This window comes from Rhodanobacter sp. C01 (assembly GCF_002001045.1).
Taxonomy (GTDB): domain Bacteria; phylum Pseudomonadota; class Gammaproteobacteria; order Xanthomonadales; family Rhodanobacteraceae; genus Rhodanobacter.
Map to the genome: position 1 here is coordinate 425042 of NZ_MUNR01000012.1, position 22121 is coordinate 447162.

Here is a 22121-nt window from a genome sequence, read left to right on the forward strand (position 1 = left end):
ACGCTGCGTGAGCGCATCGGTCATCGAAAGGTACGCCGTCAAGACGTCCCATCCGGCACCACCGTACTAAACCGGCGAGTATGCTGACCAGTACGCAACATTTTGCGTCGCGACCACTGGAATCAAGTCAAGCCTTGGCTCTCCAGGCACAGTGATTTCGCTTGGTCCGCGAAAGGCCGCGAGTCTATATTCCATTTCGTGGCCCGAACGTGACGATCGGCTGCAGGAAGCATCAGAACGCGTCATCGCCGCATCCGCAATTCAACCGACAAAGGGGAAACCATTGTGCGATACACACTCTTCGACAGCCGCAAAGACGAACTGATTCTGGTGGCGCGCGTATTGCTGGTGATCCTGTTCGTGCTGTTTGGCTGGAGCAAGCTGACCGGCTTCACCGGCACGGTCGCCTACATGATGGCGGAGGGCACGCCGTTACCCACCGTTGCGAGCATCATTGCCGTCGTCATGGAGTTTTTCGTGGGCATCGCGATCGTGCTCGGCTTCTACACGCGACCGCTCGCCTTGCTGCTGGCCCTGTATACGTTGGCCACCGCCGTGATCGGTCATCACTACTGGACCATGCTCGACGGCGAGCGCATGGCGAACATGATCAACTTCTACAAGAATGTGTCGATCACGGGCGGCCTGTTGCTGTTATGCATCATGGGGCCAGGCAAGTACTCGATCGATCGAAAATAGGCCGCCGATACATTTGGCGTGCGGTTTCTGTCCCGGAGCACGCACAATCGCCAGCCAGAGTGCTAACTAGCTAGAAAGAGTGCTAAAAAAAAGCCCCGGCAATGCCGGGGCTTCATGACAAGCAGTTTATCAAGGATCAGGTTTCTTCGGTCTCTGCTTCGCTTGGTATCGGCCCATCCGGTGGCAAACCACTGGCCACGCCAAGCTCTTCACCATTGTCCTCATCCGCATCCAGCCGCATCACGCTGACAAGTTTTTCATCAGCAGGCAGCTTGATCAGGGTGACGCCCTGGGTATTGCGGCCGAGCTGCGAGACTTCCGCCACGCGGGTACGCACCAAGGTGCCCTGGTTGGAGATCAGCATCAGCTCGTGCGCCTCGGTGACCTGCACGGCGCCGACCAGCGCGCCATTGCGTTCGGAGCACTGGATACCGATCACGCCCTGGGTACCGCGGCCCTTCTTGGTGAACTCGACCAGCTGGGTTCGCTTGCCGTAGCCGCGTTCGGTGGCAGTGAGGATGTCACCCTCGGCAGCCACGATCAGCGAAACGACCTGCGCGCCTTCGGCCAGCCGCATGCCGCGCACGCCGGTGGCGGTGCGGCCCATCGAGCGCACGGTGTTTTCGTCGAAGCGATTGACCTTGCCATTCGAGGCGAACAGCAGGATGTCGCTGTTGCCGTCGGTGAGCTCGACGTTGACCAGCGCATCGCCCTCATCGAGCTTGATAGCGATCTTGCCCTTCTGCAGCTGGAACGCGAACTCGGTCAGCGGCGTCTTCTTCACCGTGCCCTGTTTCGTAGCGAAGAACACGAAGCAGTCGTCGCGGTACTCGCGCACCGGCACCACCGCTTGCACCTTCTCGCCCGCGCCCAGCGGCAGCAGATTGATGATCGGCTTGCCGCGCGCACCGGGGCCGGCGTCCGGCATCTGGTAGACCTTGAGCCAATACACGCGACCGGTGCTGGTGAAGGTGAGCAAGGTATCGTGCGTGTTGACCACCCACAGCTGCTCGACGAAATCCTCGTCCTTCAGCGCCGAGGCCGAACGACCCTTGCCGCCGCGCTTCTGCGCACGGTAGGTGCTGGCCGGTTGACGCTTGATGTAGCCGGTGTGCGACAGCGTGACCACCACGTCTTCCGGCGCGATCAGGTCGAGGACATTGAGGTCTTCCTGAGAATGCTGGATTTCGGTGCGACGCGCATCGCCGAACTCGGCCTTGACCGCTTCCAGTTCCTCGCGGATCACTTCGAGCAGCCGGTTCGGGTTCTCCAGGATCTCGATCAGGCCACGGATGGTTTCCAGGATCTGACGATATTCGTCGGACAGCTTTTCCTGCTCCAGCCCGGTCAGGCGATGCAGGCGCATCGCGAGGATTTCCTGCGCCTGTACATCGGAGAGCTGGTAGCCGTCAGCTTTCAGGCCATCACGCGGATCCATGTCCTCCGGACGCGACGCATCGGCGCCAGTAGCCGACAGCAGCGCACCGACCATGCCTGGCTGCCACTTGCGTGCCAGCATGCGCTCGCGCGCTTCGGCCGGCGAGGCCGAGGTCTTGATCAGCTCGATCATCTCGTCGATGTTGGCCAGCGCAACGGTCAAGCCTTCGAGTATGTGCGCGCGGGCACGCGCCTTGCGCAGCTCGAAGATCGTGCGTCGGGTGACCACCTCGCGACGGTGACGGATGAACGCTTCGAGGATGTCCTTGAGGTTCAGCAGTTTCGGTTGGCCATCGAGCAACGCCACCATGTTGATGCCGAACGTGACCTGCAGCTGGGTCTGCTGGAACAGGTTGTTCAGCACCACGTCGCCCATCGCGTCCTTGCGGATCTCGATGACGACGCGCATGCCGTCCTTGTCGGACTCGTCGCGCAGCTCGCTGATGCCTTCGAGCTTCTTTTCCTTGACCAGCTCGGCGATCTTCTCGATCAGCCGTGCCTTGTTCACCTGGTACGGCAGCTCGTGGACGATGATCGTCTCGCGGCCATTCGCTTCGGTCTCGATCTCGGCCTTCGCGCGCACCAGGATGCGGCCGCGACCGGTGCGGTACGCCTCGATGATGCCGGATGAGCCATTGATGATGCCGTAGGTCGGGAAATCCGGCCCCGGGATGTAATGCATCAAATCGTCGATCGAGAGCGTCGGCTCATCAATCAGCGCTATCGTCGCCGCAATCACCTCGTTGAGGTTGTGCGGCGGAATGTTGGTGGCCATGCCGACGGCGATACCGGCCGAGCCGTTCACCAGCAGGTTCGGCACGCGCGCCGGCAAGACCAGCGGCTCGTGTTCGCTCTCGTCGTAGTTCGGGCCGAAGTCGACGGTTTCCTTGTCGATGTCCGCCAGCAGCTCATGCGTGAGCCGCGACATGCGCACTTCGGTGTATCGCATCGCAGCGGCGTTGTCGCCATCGACCGAGCCGAAGTTGCCTTGGCCATCGACCAGCAGGTAACGCAGCGAGAACGGCTGCGCCATGCGCACGATCGCGTCGTAGACCGACTGATCGCCATGCGGATGGTATTTACCGATCACGTCACCGACCACGCGGGCCGACTTCTTGTAGGGTTTGTTCCAGACGTTACCGAGTTCGTTCATCGCGAACAGCACGCGACGATGCACCGGTTTCAGACCATCACGGACATCCGGGAGGGCGCGGCCCACGATCACGCTCATGGCGTAATCGAGGTAACTCTGGCGCATCTCGTCTTCGATGTTGACGCGAATGATTTCTTTGGCGAGTTCTGCCATGAATTTTCATTTCCTGATGACGTAGAAGGACGCTGGCGCCGCGCCTCCAGCGCATGCGCAAGCGACCCGAAATCAACCTGAGAAGTGTAGCACGAATGACATCAAAACGACAGGATTTAGTTGTTGTTAATCAATAACTTACACTAGCGTCTTGGGACTCTTGAAAAGCATTCCGCGGGCTGTCGAAAAATTGACCAGCGCGGCGACCACCGAACCGGCCGCCGCAGGCAGTGCCGGCCAGCGATGCAGGGCGGGAAAGCTCATCAGCAGCAACGCATAAATCCCGTAATTGATCACCGCACCGAAGCTCATCAGCCCTATCCAATGCAGCAACTCGGCATGCGCGGCACGATCGCTCCGACGCGTAGCGAAGGTGTAGCGGCGGTTCCACCACCAGGTGAACGTGGCCGCGGACAGGAATGAAGGCACTCGCGCCAGATAGGGATTCCAGTGTGCAAAGCCCACCAGCAACTGCACGATGCCCGTGTCGACCACCAGACCGCCGATACCACCAACGGCAAACAGCGTGATCTCGCGCGACAGCTTCACCATCCGAACATCGCCTGCATCGCGATGCTGTTCGGCCGCTCGATCACGCCGCGTTCGGTCACGATCGCGTCGATCAGTTCGGCGGGCGTCACGTCGAATACCGGGTTCCACGCCTGTGCACCTTCGACGACCGTGCGCTGGCCACCGATGCTGAGCAACTCGGCCGGATCGCGCAGCTCGATCTCGATTTCCTCGCCGGTGCCGGTGGCCATGTCGACCGTCGATGACGGCGCCGCCACCATGAATTTCACACCGTGATACTTCGCGGTGATCGCCAGCTGGTACGTGCCGATCTTGTTCGCCGTATCGCCGTTTGCGGCAATGCGATCGGCACCAACGATCACCCATTGCACGGCACCGGACTTCATCAGGTGTGCCGCCGCGGAGTCGGCGATCAGCTGCGCCGGAAGGCCATCGCGCACCAGCTCCCACATGGTCAGGCGCGCACCCTGTTGCCACGGGCGGGTTTCGCCGGCATAGACATGGTCGATCCGGCCCATGGCCACGCCGGCACGGATCACGCCCAGCGCGGTGCCGAAACCAGCTGTGGCCAGGGAGCCGGTGTTGCAATGGGTCAGTACGCCGGAATGTGCTCGGATCAACGCAGCGCCCAACTCGCCCATTTTGCGATTGGCAGCCAGATCCTCGTCCTGGATGGCTTGCGCCTCACGCACCAGCGCCTCCGCATCGGCACCGGCCGCGATGCGCTTTTTCATCCGGTCCAGCGCCCACATCAGGTTCACCGCGGTGGGCCGCGCAGCACGCAATGTGGCCAGCACTTCATCGAGCGGCTCACCCTGTTTTGCTGCCAGCGCCACGCCCCACGCGGCAGCAATGCCGATCGCCGGCGCACCGCGCACGGCCAGATCCTTGATCGCCTGCGTGATATGGCTGGCGTCAGCACAGTCGATCCAGCGCTCCTCGCGCGGCAGCAGGCGCTGATCGAGCAATCGCAGATGGTCACCCTGCCATTGCACGGCACGGATGCGGTCGTAACGGTCGTAATCCATGGATATGTCTTTGTTATTCAGTCAAACGGGTCGGATCACGGCATGTCCAAGCATGAACGCTCACGGCGCCTCTGGCATGACCAGCCACATGATCAGGTAAATGAGGATGCCCGACCCTCCCAGCAGGGTCAGCACGATCCAGGCCACCCGCACCAGGGTCGGGTCCCAGCCGTAATATTCGGCAATGCCGCCGCAGACCCCGGCGAGTTTTCTGTCACTGCGCGAGCGGTGTAAACGCTTCTCCATATCGACGATCTCCGCGGGAAAGACGTCAGTCTCGCGCACTCAGCCATTGATGGATAGCCGGTGGTACCTCGCGCTGCGCGCGGCCGGACACATAGATGCCGATGTGGCCACCCTTGAACGCCAACTGGGTGTAGTCGGTGGTGCCGACATGCTTGCCCATCGCACGCGAGGCATCCGGTGGCACAAGATGATCCTGCTCGGCGAAGATGTTCAGCACCGGGTGGGTCACCATGCCCAGATCCACCAGTTTGCCGCCGATCTCCAGCGTGCCCTTGACCAGTTTGTTGCCCTGGTAGAAATCCTTGATGAACTGGCGGAACGCCTCACCCGCCTGATCCGGCGAATCGAAGATCCAGCGCTCCATGCGCAGAAAATTCTCCAGCTCGGTTGGATTATCGAGGATGTCGACCATGCCGATGTATTTCTGCTGGTTCAGTCGCACCGGCTTCAGCGTGAGGTAGACGTAATTCATCAGCCCGGCGGGGATATTGCCCATGGTGTCGACGAACAAGTCCACGTCCATGTTGCGGCACCAGTGCGACAGCATGTTGTCCGGCGTGTGAAAATCCACCGGCGTGACCATGGTGATCAGGTTCTTCACCTTGTCCGCGTGCAGCGCGGTGTAGCTCAACGAGAACGCGCCACCCTGGCAGATACCAAGCAGGTTGATCGCATCCAGTCCGTGCCGTTGGCACACGACATCGACGCAACGATCGAGATAACCGTTGATGTAATCATCGAGGGTCAGCCAGCGATCGGCGCCATCGGGATAACCCCAGTCGATCAGGTAGACATCCTCGCCCTGCTCCAGCAGGTTGCGCACCATCGAGCGGTCGGCCTGCAGGTCGGTCATCCACACCGTATTGACCAGCGCGTAGACGATCAGCAATGGCGTCTTCGCGGTAGGCCTGCTGTGACCCTCGAAGTGCCATACCTTCAGCTTGTCCTCGCTGTAGACCAGCTTGCGCGGTGTATTCGCGTATTCGGGCTCGCGCATGCCGCGCAGGTGGCCCATGCCGGCAGCGAGCTTGCGCTGAAACGTGGCGATGTCCCCAAGAGCCTTGGTCGGGTCGATGCGCAATGGCGTATGCATGACGAGGTCTCCTTACTTGCGCTTGGACGGGCTGTTGCGGGACTTGGAAACGACCGCCTTCTTGCGCAGCGCCGCAGCTGGAGCCTTGCTGACGACCTTTGCTGCCGCTGATGCGCGTGTCTTTGCAGAGGCAACCGGCTTGGCGCTGGGCGCTGCCGCTGCCGGAGTACTGGCGAGCTGACGCTTGAGTGCCGCCAGTTCGCGGCGCAGTGCCATGATCTCGTCGGCATGATCATTCGTCGCCGACGTCTGACCGGCACGGAACTCGCGGCGCAATGCCTGCAATCGCTCGCCAAGACTGGATACTTCGCTGCGTGTTGGCACGCCCAGTTGCTGGCACATCTGCTCGGTCTGCTGCTGCTGCAGTTGGCGCACATGCATCTGCGTGTTGACCATCTCGCCATAGGCTTCGCGGAATTCGTCCGAGAGCGCGATCTCGGCGTACGCCTCTTCGGCTGAATCCACCCACAGGTCATACAGCGCCTTCAGCGAATCGATCTGGCGATCCGGCTCGGCATGTTGTGCCAGCTTGCCCTGCAATCGCGCCATGCCTTGCGTGTTAGCGCGCTGGATCAGCGCCTGATAGCGCGCGGAAGCCTGCAACGAAGCTAGCACCGCAGCGCTCATCGCCTGCTGCTGCATCTGCTGCTCGCGGTTGAGGCCGAAGGCAGGCGTCGGCCCATGCGCGCCCGGCAGATCCCCGAAGCCGCTGTGCTGCACCGCCTGCATCCACGACTGCCATTGCCGGGCAAAGCCTTCCGCACCCGCACTGTCGATACCACTGAACGCCTGGGCAAACGGCTGGCTGGCACCGCCGAACAGCTGCTGCACTTGTTGACGCCAATCAGCCGGCGCCGCCGCGGCGCCGCCGGCGGCTGCGCCCTGCATCCAGTCGAAATAGCCCTTCAGACCTGCCAGGGTACGTTCCAGCGTGTCATTGCCGGAAGCCGGTGCGGTCGGCGGCGTGAAAAATGGACTACCCGCAGGCTGGGACTGTTGCTGTTGCAACTGACGCGTCCAGGCATCCCAGGACTGTTGCGCAAGCGCCTGGTAATCCCTGATGAAATCGTTTGCCGGGTCAGCCATCGGTGCATCCTCGTGCAAGGTTCCCTGCATCGTAGCAAAACCCTGTTGCACAAAATCACCACGCCAAAACGCACAAGGCCCGGCATGAGCCGAGCCTTGTGTATTCAGACTATTTTGCTACTCAGGCGTTGGTGCTTTCGTCTTCCAACACGGCCTTCATCGACAGGCGGATGCGGCCCTGCTTGTCCACTTCCAGCACCTTGACCTTGACGATGTCGCCTTCCTTGAGCTTGTCGGAAACCTTCTCGACGCGCTCGCTGGAGATCTGCGATACGTGCACCAGACCATCCTTGCCCGGCATGATCGTGACGAATGCACCGAAGTCCATCAGCTTGGCGACCTTGCCCTCGTAGATGCGGCCCGGCTCGACGTCGGAGACGATCTGCTCGATGCGCTTGCGTGCCGCCTCGCCTGCCTCGCGATTGACCGAGCCGACGACGATGGTGCCGTCATCGCTGATGTCGATCGTGGTGCCGGTCTCCTCGGTGATCGAGCGGATCGTGGCGCCACCCTTGCCGATCACTTCGCGGATCTTGTCCGGATGGATCTTGATGGTGATCAGACGCGGGGCATACTCGCTCATCTCCGCACGGGCGGTGGTGATGACCTTGGCCATCTCGCCGAGGATATGCAGGCGACCGCGCTTGGCCTGGGCCAGTGCCACCTTCATGATCTCTTCGGTGATGCCGTCGATCTTGATGTCCATCTGCAGCGCAGAGATGCCATCGGCGCTACCGGCCACCTTGAAGTCCATGTCGCCGAGGTGATCCTCGTCGCCCAGGATGTCGGACAGCACGACGAAGTCGTTGCCTTCCTTGACCAGGCCCATCGCGATACCGGCCACCGGCGCCTTCAACGGCACGCCCGCATCCATCATCGCCAGCGAGGAACCGCACACCGAGGCCATCGACGAGGAACCGTTGGACTCGGTGATTTCCGAGACCACGCGCACCACGTACGGGAATTCCTCGATCGTCGGCTTCACTGCCTGCACACCGCGCTTGGCGAGGCGGCCGTGGCCGATCTCGCGACGCTTCGGCGCGCCGAAGCGGCCAGCTTCACCCACCGAGAACGGGGGGAAGTTGTAATGGAACAGGAACGGATCCTTCGACTCGCCTTCCGGTGCGTCGATGATCTGTGCATCACGCGTGGTGCCCAGCGTGGCGACGACCAGCGCCTGCGTCTCGCCACGGGTGAACAGTGCCGAACCGTGGGTACGCGGCAGCACGCCGACGCGCACGGTGATCGCACGCACGTCGTCGAGCTGACGGCCGTCGATGCGCACCTTGGTCTTCAGCACGCTGTCGCGCATGGTGTGGTACTCAAGCTCGCCGAATTCCTTCGACAGCTCACCTGCGGCCCAACCTTTCTCTTCAGCCTCGGTCTTGAGCGAACCCAGCACGTCGGCCTTGATCGCGGAGATCGCATCGCGGCGCTGCAGCTTGTCGCGCACCTGGAAGGCCTCTTCCAGCTTGCTGCCGACCGCTCCCTTGAGGGCGGCGACCAGCGACTCGTTGCGAGCCGGTGCCTGCCAGTCCCATGACGGCTTGGCCGCTTCGGCTGCCAGCTCGGCGATCGCACGGATCGCGACCTGCATCTGCTGGTGACCGAACATCACTGCGCCGAGCATCACGTCTTCGGACAGCAGCTTGGCTTCGGATTCCACCATCAGCACGGCACCCGAAGTACCGGCGACGACCAGATCCAGCTCGGAGGTCTTCAGTTCGGTATGCGACGGGTTCAGCAGATACTGGCCATTGGCGTAACCGACGCGGGCTGCGCCGATCGGACCCTTGAACGGAATGCCGGCCAGCGACAGCGCGGCGGACGCGCCGAGCAGCGCGACGATGTCGCCGTCAACCTCGGGGTTCAGCGAGACGACCTGTGCGATGACCTGCACCTCGTTCTTGAAGTCTTCCGGGAACAGCGGACGCACCGGACGATCGATCAGACGCGAAGTCAGCGTCTCTTTCTCGGTCGGACGGCCTTCGCGCTTGAAGAAACCGCCCGGGATGCGACCGGCGGAGTAGAACTTTTCCACGTAGTCGACGGTGAGCGGGAAGAAATCCTGCCCTTCCTTCTGCTTGGTGGCCGCCACGGCGGTGACCAGCACCACGGTGCCGCCCATGCTGGCCATCACCGCGCCGGACGCCTGGCGGGCAATTTCGCCCGTCTCCAGCGTGACTTCGTGACTACCGTACTGGAATGACTTGGTTACTTTTGCCACGTTGTTCTACTCCTCGTCCGGTGGATTAACGGCGCAGGCCGAGGCGTTCGATCAGGGTCTGGTAGCGCGCAAGATCGCGATCTTTCAGATAGCTGAGCAGGCGCTTGCGCTGGTTGACCAGCTTCAGCAGGCCACGGCGGGAATGGTGATCCTGCTTGTGTTCCTTGAAGTGGCCGGTGAGATGGTCGATGCGGGCGGACAGCAGGGCCACCTGGACTTCGGTCGAACCGGTGTCGTTCGGCACGCGGCCGAAATCAGCAATGATCTTGCCGGTCTGTTCTGCAGTAAGAGACATGGGTATGTGTTTCCTTGGAAAGGCGATGCGAAGCTTGTGCATGCATCATCTGGATGACGCATGCACAAGCTTCGTCTAGTTGAATGAAAGCGTTGAATTAACTTGTCTATTCTACTGATGGGAGTGGTGTTACAACAAGTGCGGAGCGGCTTATCGGCGCAATTTCTTCAGCCGGGCGGCAAGTTGAAGCCACGCAGGATGCGCGCGCGGCCTGCCTCGTCCGCCTCCAGCACGGCCAGCAGTACGCCATCACTGGCGAACGCGGCACAACGGCCGGCAGCCGGCAGCCCCGGCAGGACGACTTGCTGACCGCGTGAAATGGCCATGCCTTGCGCTTCGTCGAGCTGCAACGATGGCAAATCGGACAATCCGGCCGAAACGGGCAACAACCACGCCAGCAACGCCTCGTCGTCCTGCTCCGCCGCCTGCTCCAGTTCAGCCAGCGAGACCATGCGCGGTTCGCGAAACGGTTCCACCCACAGCCGACGCAGAGCGGTCAGGTGCGCACCACAACCCAGATCCTCGCCCAAATCCACCGCCAGCGAACGCACGTAGGTGCCGGAGCCGCATTCCACCAGCAGTGTCAGCGCATCGTCCGTACGCGCCAGCAGTTCGAACCGGTGAATTTCCACCTCGCGCGCAGGCACTTCGACGATCTCACCACGGCGCGCCTTGGCATACAGTCGCTCGCCATCCAGCTTGAGCGCCGAATACATCGGCGGCACCTGCATGATGCGCCCGCGCAGTTTTGCCAGTGCCGCCTCGATGATGGCTTCATCGAGCTTCGGTACGGGACGCTGCTGCAAAATTTCGCCTTCACGATCGGCCGTATCAGTGGTGATGCCGAGCCGACACTCGGCTACATAGGCCTTGCGAGCGCCAAGCAGGCTGCCGGCCAGCTTGGTCGCTTCGCCGAAACACAGTGGCAACAGGCCGGTGGCCAGCGGATCGAGCGCTCCGGTATGGCCGCCCTTGGCCGCGCGCAAAAGCCGGCGCACGGTTTGCAATGCCTGGTTGGAACTCAGACCCAGCGGCTTGTCCAGCAAGACGATGCCGTGCAGATCACGGTGCTGGATACGCGGCAGACGACTCATCGGTTCAGCAGCACCCAATGTCCCGGTTCAATCCTGCTTGTCGCCGGTCGGCGGCATCAGATCACGCGCCTGTTCACGCAGGAGCGATTCGATGCGTTCGCCCTTGTCGACCGAGTCGTCGTACTTGAATTTCAGCTCCGGCACCCGGCGCATGCGCATGCCGCTGTGCGCCAGTGAGTGGCGGATTTCGTGGCCCATCGCATTCAGTGCCTTCACGGTCGGCAACCCCTGCTCGGGCAGCATGGCTGTCACCCATACGGTGGCCCAATCCAGGTCACGGGTGATTTCCACGTCCGATACGCTGACCGACGGCAGCCCATGATCACGCACGGCCGCATGCACCAGCAAACCCAGTTCGCGGCGCAACTCGGCACCGATGCGGTCGGTACGCTTGAAATCACGGGATGGCATGAGTCTCTCCAAATCAGATCGAGGTCCGTCGCCATGATACGGCGACGGACCTCGCCCTTCCCCCTTTGCAGGGGAAAGGCAACAGTTCATTACAGGGTGCGCGCCACTTCCGTGCGCTCGAAGCACTCGATCTGGTCACCCGGCTTCACGTCGTTGTACTGCTTGACCGCGATGCCGCACTCCATGCCGTTGCGCACTTCGTCGACCAGATCCTTGAAGCGACGCAGCGATTCCAGCTCGCCCTCGAAGATCACCACGTTGTCACGCAGCACGCGGATCGGCTTGCTGCGCTTGACCGAGCCTTCGGTGACCATGCAACCGGCCACGGCGCCGAATTTGGAGCTGCGGAACACGTCGCGGACTTCGGCGGTGCCGATGATGTCCTCGCGCACTTCCATGCCGAGCAGGCCAGTCGCCGCCTGGGTCACCTGGTCGATCACGTCATAGATGATCGAGAAGTAACGTACATCCAGGCCAGCCGTCTCGATCACCTTGCGCGCCGACGCGTCGGCGCGCACGTTGAAGCCGATGACCAGCGCCTTCGAAGCCGCCGCCAGGGTGGCGTCGGATTCGTTGATGCCGCCCACGCCGGACGAGACCACGTTGACCCTGACCCGATCGTTGCCGATCTGGGTCAGCGACTCGCGCAGTGCCTCGACCGAACCCTGCACATCGCCCTTGACCAGGATGTTGAGCGTCTGCTGCTCCACGCCCTGACCCATCTTGGCGATGATGTCCTCGAGCCGGTTGCTCTTGCTGACCATGCGCGTTTCGCGGCGCTTGAGCTCGCGCTCCTGCGCCACTTCGCGGGCGAGGCGCTCGTCCTCGACGCAGACGAAGTCGTCGCCGGTTTCCGGCACGCCGGACAGACCCAGCACCTGCACCGGGATCGACGGACCGGCTTCCAGCACCTGCTGGCCGGTTTCGTCGATCAGCGCGCGCATGCGGCCATATTCGATACCGCAGACGACGAAGTCGCCCTTGCGCAGCGTGCCCTGCTGCACCAGCACGGTCGCGACCGGGCCGCGGCCACGATCCAGACGGGACTCGATCACCACGCCGGAGGCGCGGCCATCGGCGACGGCCTTGAGTTCCATGACCTCAGCCTGTACCGAGATCGCATCGAGCAGATCCTCGACGCCCGCGCCGGTCTTGGCCGATACCGGGATGAACTGGACGTCGCCGCCCCAGTCTTCCGGCACGACTTCATACTGCACCAGGCCCTGCTTGACGTTGTCGGGGTTGGCGCCGTCCTTGTCCATCTTGTTGACCGCGACGATCAGCGGCACCTTGGCGGCGCGCGCATGCTTCACCGCTTCCACCGTCTGCGGCATCACGCCGTCGTCGGCGGCTACGACCAGGATCACGATGTCGGTCGACTGCGCGCCACGGGCACGCATCGAGGTGAACGCGGCATGGCCCGGGGTATCCAGGAACGTGATCACGCCCTTGGATGTTTCCACGTGGTACGCACCGATATGCTGGGTGATGCCACCGGCTTCGCCGGCAGCCACCTTGGTGCGACGGATGTAATCGAGCAGCGAGGTCTTGCCGTGATCGACATGGCCCATGATGGTCACCACCGGCGGGCGCGTGACCTTCTCGCCTTCCAGCTCGACGTTCTGGGTATGTGCCGCCAGCGTTTCCTCGGCATTGTTCTGGGTATCGGCCACCGGTGTGTGGCCAAGCTCCTCGACCACCAGCACGGCAGTGTCGTGATCGATGGTCTGGTTGATGGTCGCCATCACGCCCATCTTGAACAGCGCCTTGACCACCTCGGAACCCTTGACCGCCATCTTCTGTGCAAGCTCGGCGACGATGTTGGCATCGCCCACCATCACTTCGCGCACCACGGGAGCCGTCGGTCGCGAGAACCCGTGCGGGCCGGACGGTGCATTGCTGCTACGGCTCAATTCGCGAACACCGCCACGACCTGGCTTGCCGCGCTTGTTGCTGGAGGAGGAACGGCGAGCCCGATCGGCATCGCTCAGATGCATCTGGCCGCCAGCAAAACGCTTGCTGCCATCACGCTCTTCCTTGCTGCCGTTGATCTCGTCGCGTTCGCGGCCATGTCGCGGAGCCTTGCCGCGACCGGCGTCACCCGAAGCAGCCGGTGCTGTCGCGTTGACGGCTGGACCCGGGCGGGCCGCTGGCGTTACCGGGGCCGCCGGAGCAGCCGGGGCGGGTACAGGTACCGGCTTGACCAGCTTTTCGCGTTTGCGCGGCTCATGGATGCGCGGCAGGATCATGCCCAGATCGCGCTGATCCATGCGCTGTACAGCAGCAGATTCGTCTTCGCTCTTGTCCGTCGCAGCAGTCTCGGCGACCGGCGTCGTGATGGCCTCCTGCGCACTGGCAGCCACATCTGTCTCGACGGCGACCTGCGCCTCGGACTGGCGCCGCGCCTGTTCCTGCTGCTCATCGAGGGCACGCTGCTGCGCCTCTTCATGACGGCGCTGTTCGGCCTCGATGCGCTCGCGTTCTTCCTGCTCACGCTGCTGCTGGGATTCCTGCAGCTTGCGCACAGCCTCCTCGCGTTCGCCGTCGACACCGGCTTCCTCGGCGATCGCACTACGCTTGACATACGTCCGCTTGGCACGCACTTCGACGTTGACCGTCTTGGCTGCACCGGCTGCACCGCGGCCACCAGGCGTGGCCACCTTCAGCTCGCCGACAGTACGGCGCTTGAGGGTGATCTGGCGCGGGGCGCTGTCCTCGACTTCGGCGGCGGCTTCATTCTTGCCATGCGTGCGGCGCAGGAAGCCCAGCAGTTTCACCTTTTCGGTGCTGCTGATGACCTGCTCCTGATCGGAGAATTTCATGCCTGCCTCACCAAGCTGCGTCAACAGCTTGTCGACCGGCATGCCCAGTACCTGGGCGAGTTGTTTGATCGTGACGTCCGACATCGTGTTCTTTGCTCCGCCGTTCCCGCGCTTGGGCCCCGTTCGGCCCTTATCGTCTGTGCGGCATTATCTGCGCGCCACCTCCATCCGTGGTGAAAGGCTCTACCGAGCCCTTCTCGGCGCACCCATCCAGGGTGCGGCCGTCCGCGGTTAGCCGCCTTTCTCCAGCCGCTCGATCATCGGTGCACGCGCGGCCATGATCAGTGCCGCGGCGCGCTCCTCGTCCATGCCTTCGATATCGATCAGGTCGTCCACTGCCAGGTCAGCCAGGTCATCGACCGTACTCACTTCACGAGCCGCCAACGAATACGCGGTCGCCTCGTCCATACCCGGCAGCTCGAGCAGCTCAGCGGACGGCTTGTGCTCGTCAACGCCCTCTTCCACGGCCAGTGCCTCGGTCAGCAACGCGTCGCGGGCACGGGCGCGCAACTCCTCGACGATGTCCTCGTCGAAGCCCTCCACCGCCAGCAGCTCGGCGCTGGGCACGTAGGCGATTTCCTCGATGCTGGAGAAACCTTCCTGCACGAGAATGACAGCGATTTCCTGGTCCACCTCGAGCTTGTCCATGAACAGCTGGCGCGCGGATTCCTGCTCGGACTCGCTCTTCGCGGTGACCTGATCCTGGGTCATCACGTTGAGCTGCCAGCCGGTCAGCTTGCTTGCCAGACGTACGTTCTGGCCACCGCGGCCGATCGCCTGGGACAGCTTGTCCTCGGCCACCGCGATGTCCATCGAGTGCTTTTCCTCGTCCATGATGATGGACTGCACTTCCGCCGGCGCCATCGCATTGATGACGAACTGCGCCTGGTTCTCGTGCCACAGGATGATGTCGACGCGCTCGCCGTTGAGATCGTTGGAGACCGCCTGCACACGCGAGCCGCGCATGCCGATGCAGGCACCGATCGGATCGGTGCGGCTGTCATGCGCCAGCACGGCAATCTTTGCGCGATCGCCCGGATCGCGAGCACAGCCCTTGATCTCGACCAGACCCTGGCCGACTTCCGGCACTTCCAGCTTGAACAGCTCGATCATGAATTCCGGCGCCGCACGCGACACGAACAGCTGCGGACCACGCGCTTCGGACTTCACTTCGTAAAGGTAGCCGCGCACGCGGTCGCCGACGCGGGCCGATTCGCGCGGAATCGTCTTGTCGCGCGGAATGAACGCCTCGGCGTTGCTGCCCAGGTCGAGGTAGATGTTGCCACGCTCGACGCGCTTGACGATGCCGGTGACCAGTTCACCGACGCGGTCGGCAAAGGCATCGACCACCTGCTGGCGCTCGGCTTCGCGCACACGCTGCACGATCACCTGCTTGGCGGCCTGCGCGGCAATGCGGCCGAATTCGGCGTTCTCGACCTGCTGCTCGATGTATTCGCCCACCTCGGCGTCTGCACGTTCGTCCAGCGCATCCATCAGGCGCAGCTGGTAGAACGGCGATTCCATCTCGCCATCGTCGGCAATCACTTCCCAGCGACGGAAGGTTTCGTACTCGCCAGTGTCGTGATTGATCGACACGCGAATGTCGGGTTCCTCTTCCGGATAGCGCTTCTTCGCGGCCGAGGCCAGCGCAGCCTCCATCGCCTCGAAAATCACATCGAGCGGCACGCCCTTTTCATTGGCGACCGCCTCGACGACCAGCAAAAGCTCTTTGCTCATTGCAGCTACTCCACAGGCGCCCATCGGCGTCCAATCGTTAACTTTCGCATCCGTCCAGGACGCCGTGATCAACAAACGACCATCCATGGCCGCACTCTTCAATTCTTAACCAGCAGTGTTCTTCTTGCCGGGTATCTTGCTGCCGGGCTTGGGCTGCGGTGCATAACCAAGCGCTACCCAGTCCGGCACCACACGCGCACTTTCCACCAGCGCATGCTCGAATTCGAATGTCTTGCCTTCGGCTTCCAGCACGATGCGCTCGCCTTCCACCGAAACCAGCTTGCCGCGCAGACGACGACGCCCTTCCAGCGGTGCTTTCAGCAGCAATTTCACTTCCTGCCCATTCACCTTTGCAAACTGTGCCGCCGTGAACAGCGGCCGATCGATGCCCGGCGAGGAAACCTCGAGCACGTAATGACCCGGGATCGGATCCTCCACGTCGAGCAGCGCAGACAACTCGCGGCTGGCGCTCTCGCAGTCCTCGATGCCAACCTCGCGGCGTTCATCCTCGGCTGCACCATCCTTGTGGAGCAGATCCAGGTAAACGCGCAGCGTACTCTGTCCATGCGACGGGGTGAACTCCACGCCGAGGCATTCCAGGCCCAGATCGGCCAGGATACCGGTGAAGCGTTGTGCCAGTGCCTGTGTATCCATGGATTCGCCTTCCCAGCTCACTCTCAGAACAGCAGAAACAAAAAATGGGCTCCAACGGCCCATTTCCCTATCTCGCCGATGTCCTTCCTCGTACAGCTCCTTCCGGCGCCGAAGCCTAGCTCAGCTCCGTGCAACGCATCCATGCGCCCAACAAAAAAGCCTCACGAGGAGGCTTTCTTGCATCAAGAAAGATCTGGTAGCGGGGGTAGGATTCGAACCTACGACCTTCGGGTTATGAGCCCGACGAGCTGCCAGACTGCTCCACCCCGCATCAGAGTCCGAAGAGTTTAGCGGGGTGGCCGGTTTCTTGCAAGCCTCGATCCGAGAAATCCGTCATTTTGCAGTGAACCATCGTGCCATGACACGATGATTTTCCATCAACTATAGATCAAAGTCCGAAAGCGGAACGGCACCAGCCCAGCAGCGGCCCCCAGTACAAGCCAAGCGCCAGCAGCGACAACGCGTTCAGCGAGAGCACCACACGCAATGGCTTGTCCTGCTGCACCGTCAGCACGCTGCCCTCTGCCGGTTTGTCGAAGTACATCACCTTGATCACATACAGGTAGTAGTACAGGCCGATGATCGCGAACACGATGCCGACGATCGCCAGCCATAGCATGTTCGCGTGAATCGCCGCTTCCAGCACCAGCACCTTGGCCCAGAAGCCGAACAGCGGTGGCACACCGGCCAGCGAGAACATCGCCAGCAGCATCAGGAACGCCATCCACGGCGACTTCTGGTTGAGCCCCTTGAGATCAGCGATTTCCTCGCACTCGAAACCTGCACGGCTCAGCGCCAGCATCACACCGAACGCAGCCACACCCATCAGCGCATAGCAGATCGCGTAGAACATCGCCGCGGCATAACCCTCCGGGCCGGCAGCGGAAAGACCGAGCAACAGGTAACCCATGTGCGAGATGGTGGAATACGCCAGCATGCGCTTGAGGTTGGTCTGCACGATGGCGACCAGGTTGCCGATCGCCAGCGAGATCACCGCCAGCACGGCCAGCATCAGATGCCAATGCTGCGACAGGTCGCCCATGCCCGAGCTCAGCAGGCGAAATGCCATGCCGAATGCAGCCAGCTTGGAGCCGGAGGCAATGAACGTGGTGATCGGAGTCGGCGCGCCCTGATAGACGTCCGGGATCCACATGTGGAACGGTGCAGCGCCAAGCTTGAAGCCGATGCCGACGATCATGAAGATCAGCCCGAACAACAGCAGATTCGGTGCCGTGGTGTACGTCATCACGTTATGCAGCTGCGCCAGGTCCAGACTCGGCGTGCCACCCATGCCGGAGGCGCCGTAGACCATCGACATGCCGTACAGCAGCATGCCTGAAGCCAGTGCGCCCAGCACGAAGTACTTGATCGCAGCTTCCGACGGCAACCTTGCGTCGCGGTTCAGTGCGACAAGCGCGTAGGACGACAGCGAGAGCAGTTCCAGGCCGAGATAGACGGTAAGCAAATTGCCAGCCGACACCAGCAGCATGATGCCAAGCACTGCAAAGATCATCAGCGTGTAGAACTCGCCGATCAGCAGCTTGCGGTCGATCAGGTAGGGCCGCGCATAGACGAACACCAAGGCCGTGGTACCCAGTGCGAAGACCTTGAGTATCTCGGCCACGTCGTCGCGCACGAACATGCCACCGAACGCCGTCGCGGCCTGCTCCGGTTGACCGGCAATCACCAGGTAGATCCCCACCAGCAGGACGAAGATCGAAATCCAGTGCAGATGCGGCCGCTGCTCGGGCTTCATGAACGCGTCTGTCAGCAACAGTACGCATGCCGCAGCCACCAGATAAAACTCCGGCAGCATGATCAGAATGTCATTGAAAGTCGGCATGTTCGATTCCGATCAAATCTTGTGAATGGCGATCTGGTGCACGAGCTGGGATACCGAGCTGTCCATCAGATGCACCAGCGGCTGCGGCCAGATGCCCAGCGCCAGCACGGCAGCAGCAAACGCCACCAGCACGAAGGTTTCGCGGCCGTTGATTTCCTTCATCTCGGCTACGTGCGGATTGGTGATGTCACCCCACAGCACGCGCTTGACCAGCCACAACGTGTAGGCAGCGCCGATGATCAGGGTGAACGCGGCGAACACGGCAATCCACGGATTCGCACTGAAGCTGGCCAGGATCACCATGAACTCGCCGACGAAACCGCTGGTGCCCGGCAGGCCGCAGTTCGCCATCGCGAACAGCACATAGAAGAAGCCGAACCACGGCATCACGTTGATGACGCCGCCGTAATCCTTGATCGAGCGGGTATGCATGCGGTCGTACAACACGCCAATGCAGGTGAACATCGCACCGGAGACGAAGCCATGCGAGATCATCTGGATCATGGCACCCTGCATGCCCAGCTGCGCCATGTCGGTATTGGCCGAGCCGCGCACCAGCATGAACGCGATGAAGATGCCCAGGGTGACGAAGCCCATGTGGGCCACGGACGAATACGCCACCAGCTTCTTCATGTCTTCCTGCACCAGCGCCACGTAGCCGATATAGACCACGGCGATCAGGCTCAGCGCGATCACCACCCAGGCGAAGTGCTCGGAAGCATCGGGCACGATCGGCAGCGAGAAGCGCAGGAAACCGTATCCGCCGATCTTCAGCATCACCGCCGCCAGTACCACCGAGCCACCGGTCGGCGCCTCCACGTGGGCATCCGGCAACCACGTGTGCACCGGCACCATCGGCACCTTGATCGCGAACGCGATCAGGAACGCGAAGAAGATCCAGCTCTGCTCCTTCAGCGTCAGCGGCAGCGCCGCCAGCGTGGCGAGATCGAACGTGTGCGCCTTCTGGTACAGGTACAGCAGCGCGATCAGCATGAAGACCGAGCCGAAGAACGTGTAGATGAAGAACTTCAGCGTCGCATACACACGGCGCGGGCCACCCCAGATTCCGATCAGGATGAACATCGGGATCAGGATCGCCTCGAACAGCGCGTAGAACAGCAGTGCGTCAGTGGCGCAAAACACGCCGATCAGCAGGCCCTCGAGGATCAGCATCGCGGCCATGTACTGGTGCGGCCTGTCCTGGATGACTTCCCAGGCACCGGCGATCACCAGGATGCCGACGAAAGTGGTCATCAGGATCAGCGCTACCGAAATACCATCGACCGCCAGCCCGTAGTGGACGCCCCACGAAGCGATCCACAGATAGCTTTCGGTCAACTGCATGCCGCCGGTATCGGGGTTGTATTGCACCAGCAGGAACAGGCTGACCACGAAGGTCAACACCGCTACCAGCAGCGACAACCAGCGCGCCAGATTGGGACGCGCCGAGCCGGCGAGCAGCACGGGAATCGCGCCAGCGACGGGGAGCCAGATCAGCAGGCTGAGCAAGTGATTGAACATGTGTGCTTGCTTCCCTTATTGCCCGACCAGGCCGGAGCCGATCAGCCCAGAACCAAAGAACCAGTACCCACCAAGCAGCAGGATCAGGCCAAGAATCATCGCGAAGGCGTAGTGATAGAGATAACCCGACTGCAGACGGCGCGTCATGGCAGCGACACGGTGAATCAGGCTTACCGAACCATTGACCATGGTGTCGTCGATCACCGCCGTGTCACCCGCCTTCCAGAACAGCCGACCGAGTTTGAGGCCGCCGCGGGCGAACACCGCGAAGTACACGTCGTCGACCCAGTACTTGCGGTCGAGCACGGTCCACAGCGGCTTCAACGCCGACTTGATCTTGTCTGCCATCGAGGGGTTGAACAGATAGATGTATGTCTGGATCACGAAAGCCAGCAGCACCAGGCCAAACGGGCCGATCAGGGAGAACCCGTGCAGGGCCATAGAAAGTGAACCGTGGAATTTCTGACCCAGTTCGCCCAATACGTTGTTCGCTTCGTCAACGTGGATCGCGCTGCCGAACCAGCCACCGAACAGCATCGGACCGACCGTGAAGAAACCGACCAGCAGCGACGGTATCGCCAGCAACACCAGCGGCAGCGTCACCACCCACGGCGATTCCTTCGGTGCATGTTCCAGCACGCCCGGCTCATGGTGACCATGATCGTCGTGATGATCGTCATGCGCATCGTGATGAGCATGGCCATGATGCGCGACGACGGTGAAGCGCTCCTTGCCATGGAACGTCAGATACATCTGGCGGAAGGTGTAAAGCGACGTGACCAGCGCACCAGCCATTACGCAGAAATACGCGTAGTGCGAACCCCAGCGATGCGACTCGCCGACCGCCTCGATGATCGCGTCCTTCGAATAGAAACCCGAGAAGAACGGCACGCCGCACAGCGCCAGCGAACCGATCCACATGGTGATCCAGGTGATCGGCATGTACTTGCGCAGGCCGCCCATGTAGCGCATGTCCTGCTCGTGATGCATCGCGATGATCACCGAGCCGGCGCCGAGGAACAGCAATGCCTTGAAAAACGCATGCGTCATCAGGTGGTATACCGCGCCGCTGTACGCCGATACGCCGAGCGCCACCGTCATGTAGCCGAGCTGCGACAGCGTGGAATACGCCACCACGCGCTTGATGTCGTTCTGCACGATACCAATCAGGCCGGTGAACAGCGCGGTGGTGGCACCGATCACCATCACGAAGCTGAGCGCGCTCTGCGACAGCTCGAACAGCGGCGACATGCGCGCCACCATGAAGATGCCCGCGGTCACCATCGTGGCCGCATGGATCAGCGCGGAGATCGGGGTCGGGCCTTCCATCGAGTCAGGCAGCCACACGTGCAACGGCACCTGCGCCGACTTGCCCATCGCACCGATGAACAGGCAGATGCAGATCACCGTGGCGGCATCCCACTGCGTGCCTGCGGTGATCTGCAGGGTCTTGCCGATCAGCGAAGGCGCCGAATCGAACGCGGTGGCGTAATCCAGCGTACCGAGGAAATACAGCACCGCCGCGATGCCGAGCAGGAAGCCGAAATCGCCTACGCGGTTGACCAGGAACGCCTTCAGGTTCGCGAAGATCGCGGTCGGCCGCTTGTACCAGAAACCGATCAGCAAGTACGACACCAGGCCGACCGCTTCCCAGCCGAAGAACAGCTGCATGAAGTTGTTGCTCATGACCAGCATGAACATCGAGAAGGTGAACAGCGAGATGTAGCTGAAGAAGCGCTTGTAGCCATCGTCGTCGGCCATGTAGCCGATGGTGTACACGTGCACCAGCAGCGACACGAAGCTCACCACCACCAGCATCATGGCGGTCAGGCGGTCGACCAGGAAACCGACGCTGGCGTTGAAGTGGCCGATCTGGAACCAGGTATAGATGTTCTGGTTGTACGTCTCGGCGCCGCCCAGGGTGAGCTGGTACAGCACGTAGAACGACAGCGCGCAGGAGATCGCCACGCCGAGGATCGTGACCGTGTGCGAACCGGCGCGGCCGAGGAACTTGCCGAGGAAGCCGGCCAGCACGCAACCGACCAGCGGTGCCAGTGCGATCGTCAGCAGAATGGATGTCGAAAGACCCAT

General features: G+C 62.0%; 17 protein-coding genes and 1 tRNA gene. 1 reads left to right on the plus strand and 17 read right to left on the minus strand.

Going from position 1 to position 22121, the window contains the following annotated elements:
- Nucleotides 1-285: 285 nt before the first annotated feature.
- Nucleotides 286-699, plus strand: a complete 414-nt coding sequence (locus B0E50_RS13525; RefSeq protein ID WP_077441823.1) for a DoxX family protein — start codon at nt 286-288, stop codon at nt 697-699.
- Between the two features lie 136 nt (nt 700-835).
- Here B0E50_RS13525 and gyrA read toward each other — a convergent pair whose 3' ends face one another.
- From gyrA to nuoL, 17 genes are all read right to left on the minus strand, one after another.
- Nucleotides 836-3442, minus strand: coding sequence for a DNA gyrase subunit A (gene gyrA, locus B0E50_RS13530; protein ID WP_077441824.1), 2607 nt, complete (start codon nt 3440-3442; stop codon nt 836-838).
- 138 nt (nt 3443-3580) lie between these two features.
- Nucleotides 3581-3994, minus strand: coding sequence for a GtrA family protein (locus tag B0E50_RS13535; RefSeq protein WP_139350872.1), 414 nt, complete (start codon nt 3992-3994; stop codon nt 3581-3583).
- Nucleotides 3988-5001 carry an S-methyl-5-thioribose-1-phosphate isomerase gene (mtnA, locus tag B0E50_RS13540; protein ID WP_077441825.1) on the minus strand — a complete coding sequence of 338 codons (1014 nt, stop codon included), beginning with the start codon at nt 4999-5001 and terminating at the stop codon, nt 3988-3990. The genes B0E50_RS13535 and mtnA overlap by 7 nt, the downstream gene beginning before the upstream one ends.
- Nucleotides 5002-5061: 60 nt before the next feature.
- Nucleotides 5062-5247 carry a PspC domain-containing protein gene (locus tag B0E50_RS13545; RefSeq protein ID WP_077442011.1) on the minus strand — a complete coding sequence of 62 codons (186 nt, stop codon included), beginning with the start codon at nt 5245-5247 and terminating at the stop codon, nt 5062-5064.
- Between the two features lie 25 nt (nt 5248-5272).
- Nucleotides 5273-6340 (minus strand): class III poly(R)-hydroxyalkanoic acid synthase subunit PhaC, encoded by a 1068-nt coding sequence (locus B0E50_RS13550; RefSeq protein ID WP_077441826.1) that lies wholly within the window; start codon nt 6338-6340, stop codon nt 5273-5275.
- A gap of 12 nt (nt 6341-6352) precedes the next feature.
- The gene (locus B0E50_RS13555; protein ID WP_077442012.1) at nt 6353-7426 is read right to left on the minus strand and encodes a poly(R)-hydroxyalkanoic acid synthase subunit PhaE; all 1074 of its coding nucleotides are present in this window, start codon (nt 7424-7426) and stop codon (nt 6353-6355) included.
- A 121-nt stretch (nt 7427-7547) separates the two neighbouring features.
- Entirely contained in the window at nt 7548-9653 is a 2106-nt protein-coding gene (gene pnp, locus B0E50_RS13560) for a polyribonucleotide nucleotidyltransferase (RefSeq protein WP_077441827.1), read from the minus strand.
- Between the two features lie 25 nt (nt 9654-9678).
- On the minus strand, nt 9679-9948 hold the full coding sequence (gene rpsO, locus B0E50_RS13565) for a 30S ribosomal protein S15 (RefSeq protein WP_007513234.1): 270 nt from the start codon (nt 9946-9948) through the stop codon (nt 9679-9681).
- A gap of 167 nt (nt 9949-10115) precedes the next feature.
- Nucleotides 10116-11042, minus strand: a complete 927-nt coding sequence (gene truB, locus B0E50_RS13570) for a tRNA pseudouridine(55) synthase TruB (protein ID WP_077441828.1) — start codon at nt 11040-11042, stop codon at nt 10116-10118.
- Nucleotides 11043-11069: 27 nt separating this feature from the next.
- Complete coding sequence (gene rbfA, locus B0E50_RS13575) at nt 11070-11453, minus strand: 30S ribosome-binding factor RbfA (RefSeq protein ID WP_077441829.1); 384 nt, start codon at nt 11451-11453, stop codon at nt 11070-11072.
- 89 nt (nt 11454-11542) lie between these two features.
- Entirely contained in the window at nt 11543-14359 is a 2817-nt protein-coding gene (infB, locus tag B0E50_RS13580; protein WP_077441830.1) for a translation initiation factor IF-2, read from the minus strand.
- A gap of 147 nt (nt 14360-14506) precedes the next feature.
- The gene (nusA, locus tag B0E50_RS13585; protein ID WP_077441831.1) at nt 14507-16012 is read right to left on the minus strand and encodes a transcription termination factor NusA; all 1506 of its coding nucleotides are present in this window, start codon (nt 16010-16012) and stop codon (nt 14507-14509) included.
- A 105-nt stretch (nt 16013-16117) separates the two neighbouring features.
- The gene (gene rimP / locus B0E50_RS13590) at nt 16118-16666 is read right to left on the minus strand and encodes a ribosome maturation factor RimP (RefSeq protein WP_077442013.1); all 549 of its coding nucleotides are present in this window, start codon (nt 16664-16666) and stop codon (nt 16118-16120) included.
- A gap of 194 nt (nt 16667-16860) precedes the next feature.
- Nucleotides 16861-16937, minus strand: a tRNA-Met gene (locus B0E50_RS13595).
- Nucleotides 16938-17054: 117 nt separating this feature from the next.
- On the minus strand, nt 17055-18509 hold the full coding sequence (nuoN, locus tag B0E50_RS13600; protein ID WP_077441832.1) for an NADH-quinone oxidoreductase subunit NuoN: 1455 nt from the start codon (nt 18507-18509) through the stop codon (nt 17055-17057).
- A gap of 12 nt (nt 18510-18521) precedes the next feature.
- On the minus strand, nt 18522-20030 hold the full coding sequence (locus B0E50_RS13605; RefSeq protein WP_077441833.1) for an NADH-quinone oxidoreductase subunit M: 1509 nt from the start codon (nt 20028-20030) through the stop codon (nt 18522-18524).
- A gap of 15 nt (nt 20031-20045) precedes the next feature.
- Entirely contained in the window at nt 20046-22121 is a 2076-nt protein-coding gene (gene nuoL / locus B0E50_RS13610) for an NADH-quinone oxidoreductase subunit L (protein WP_077441834.1), read from the minus strand.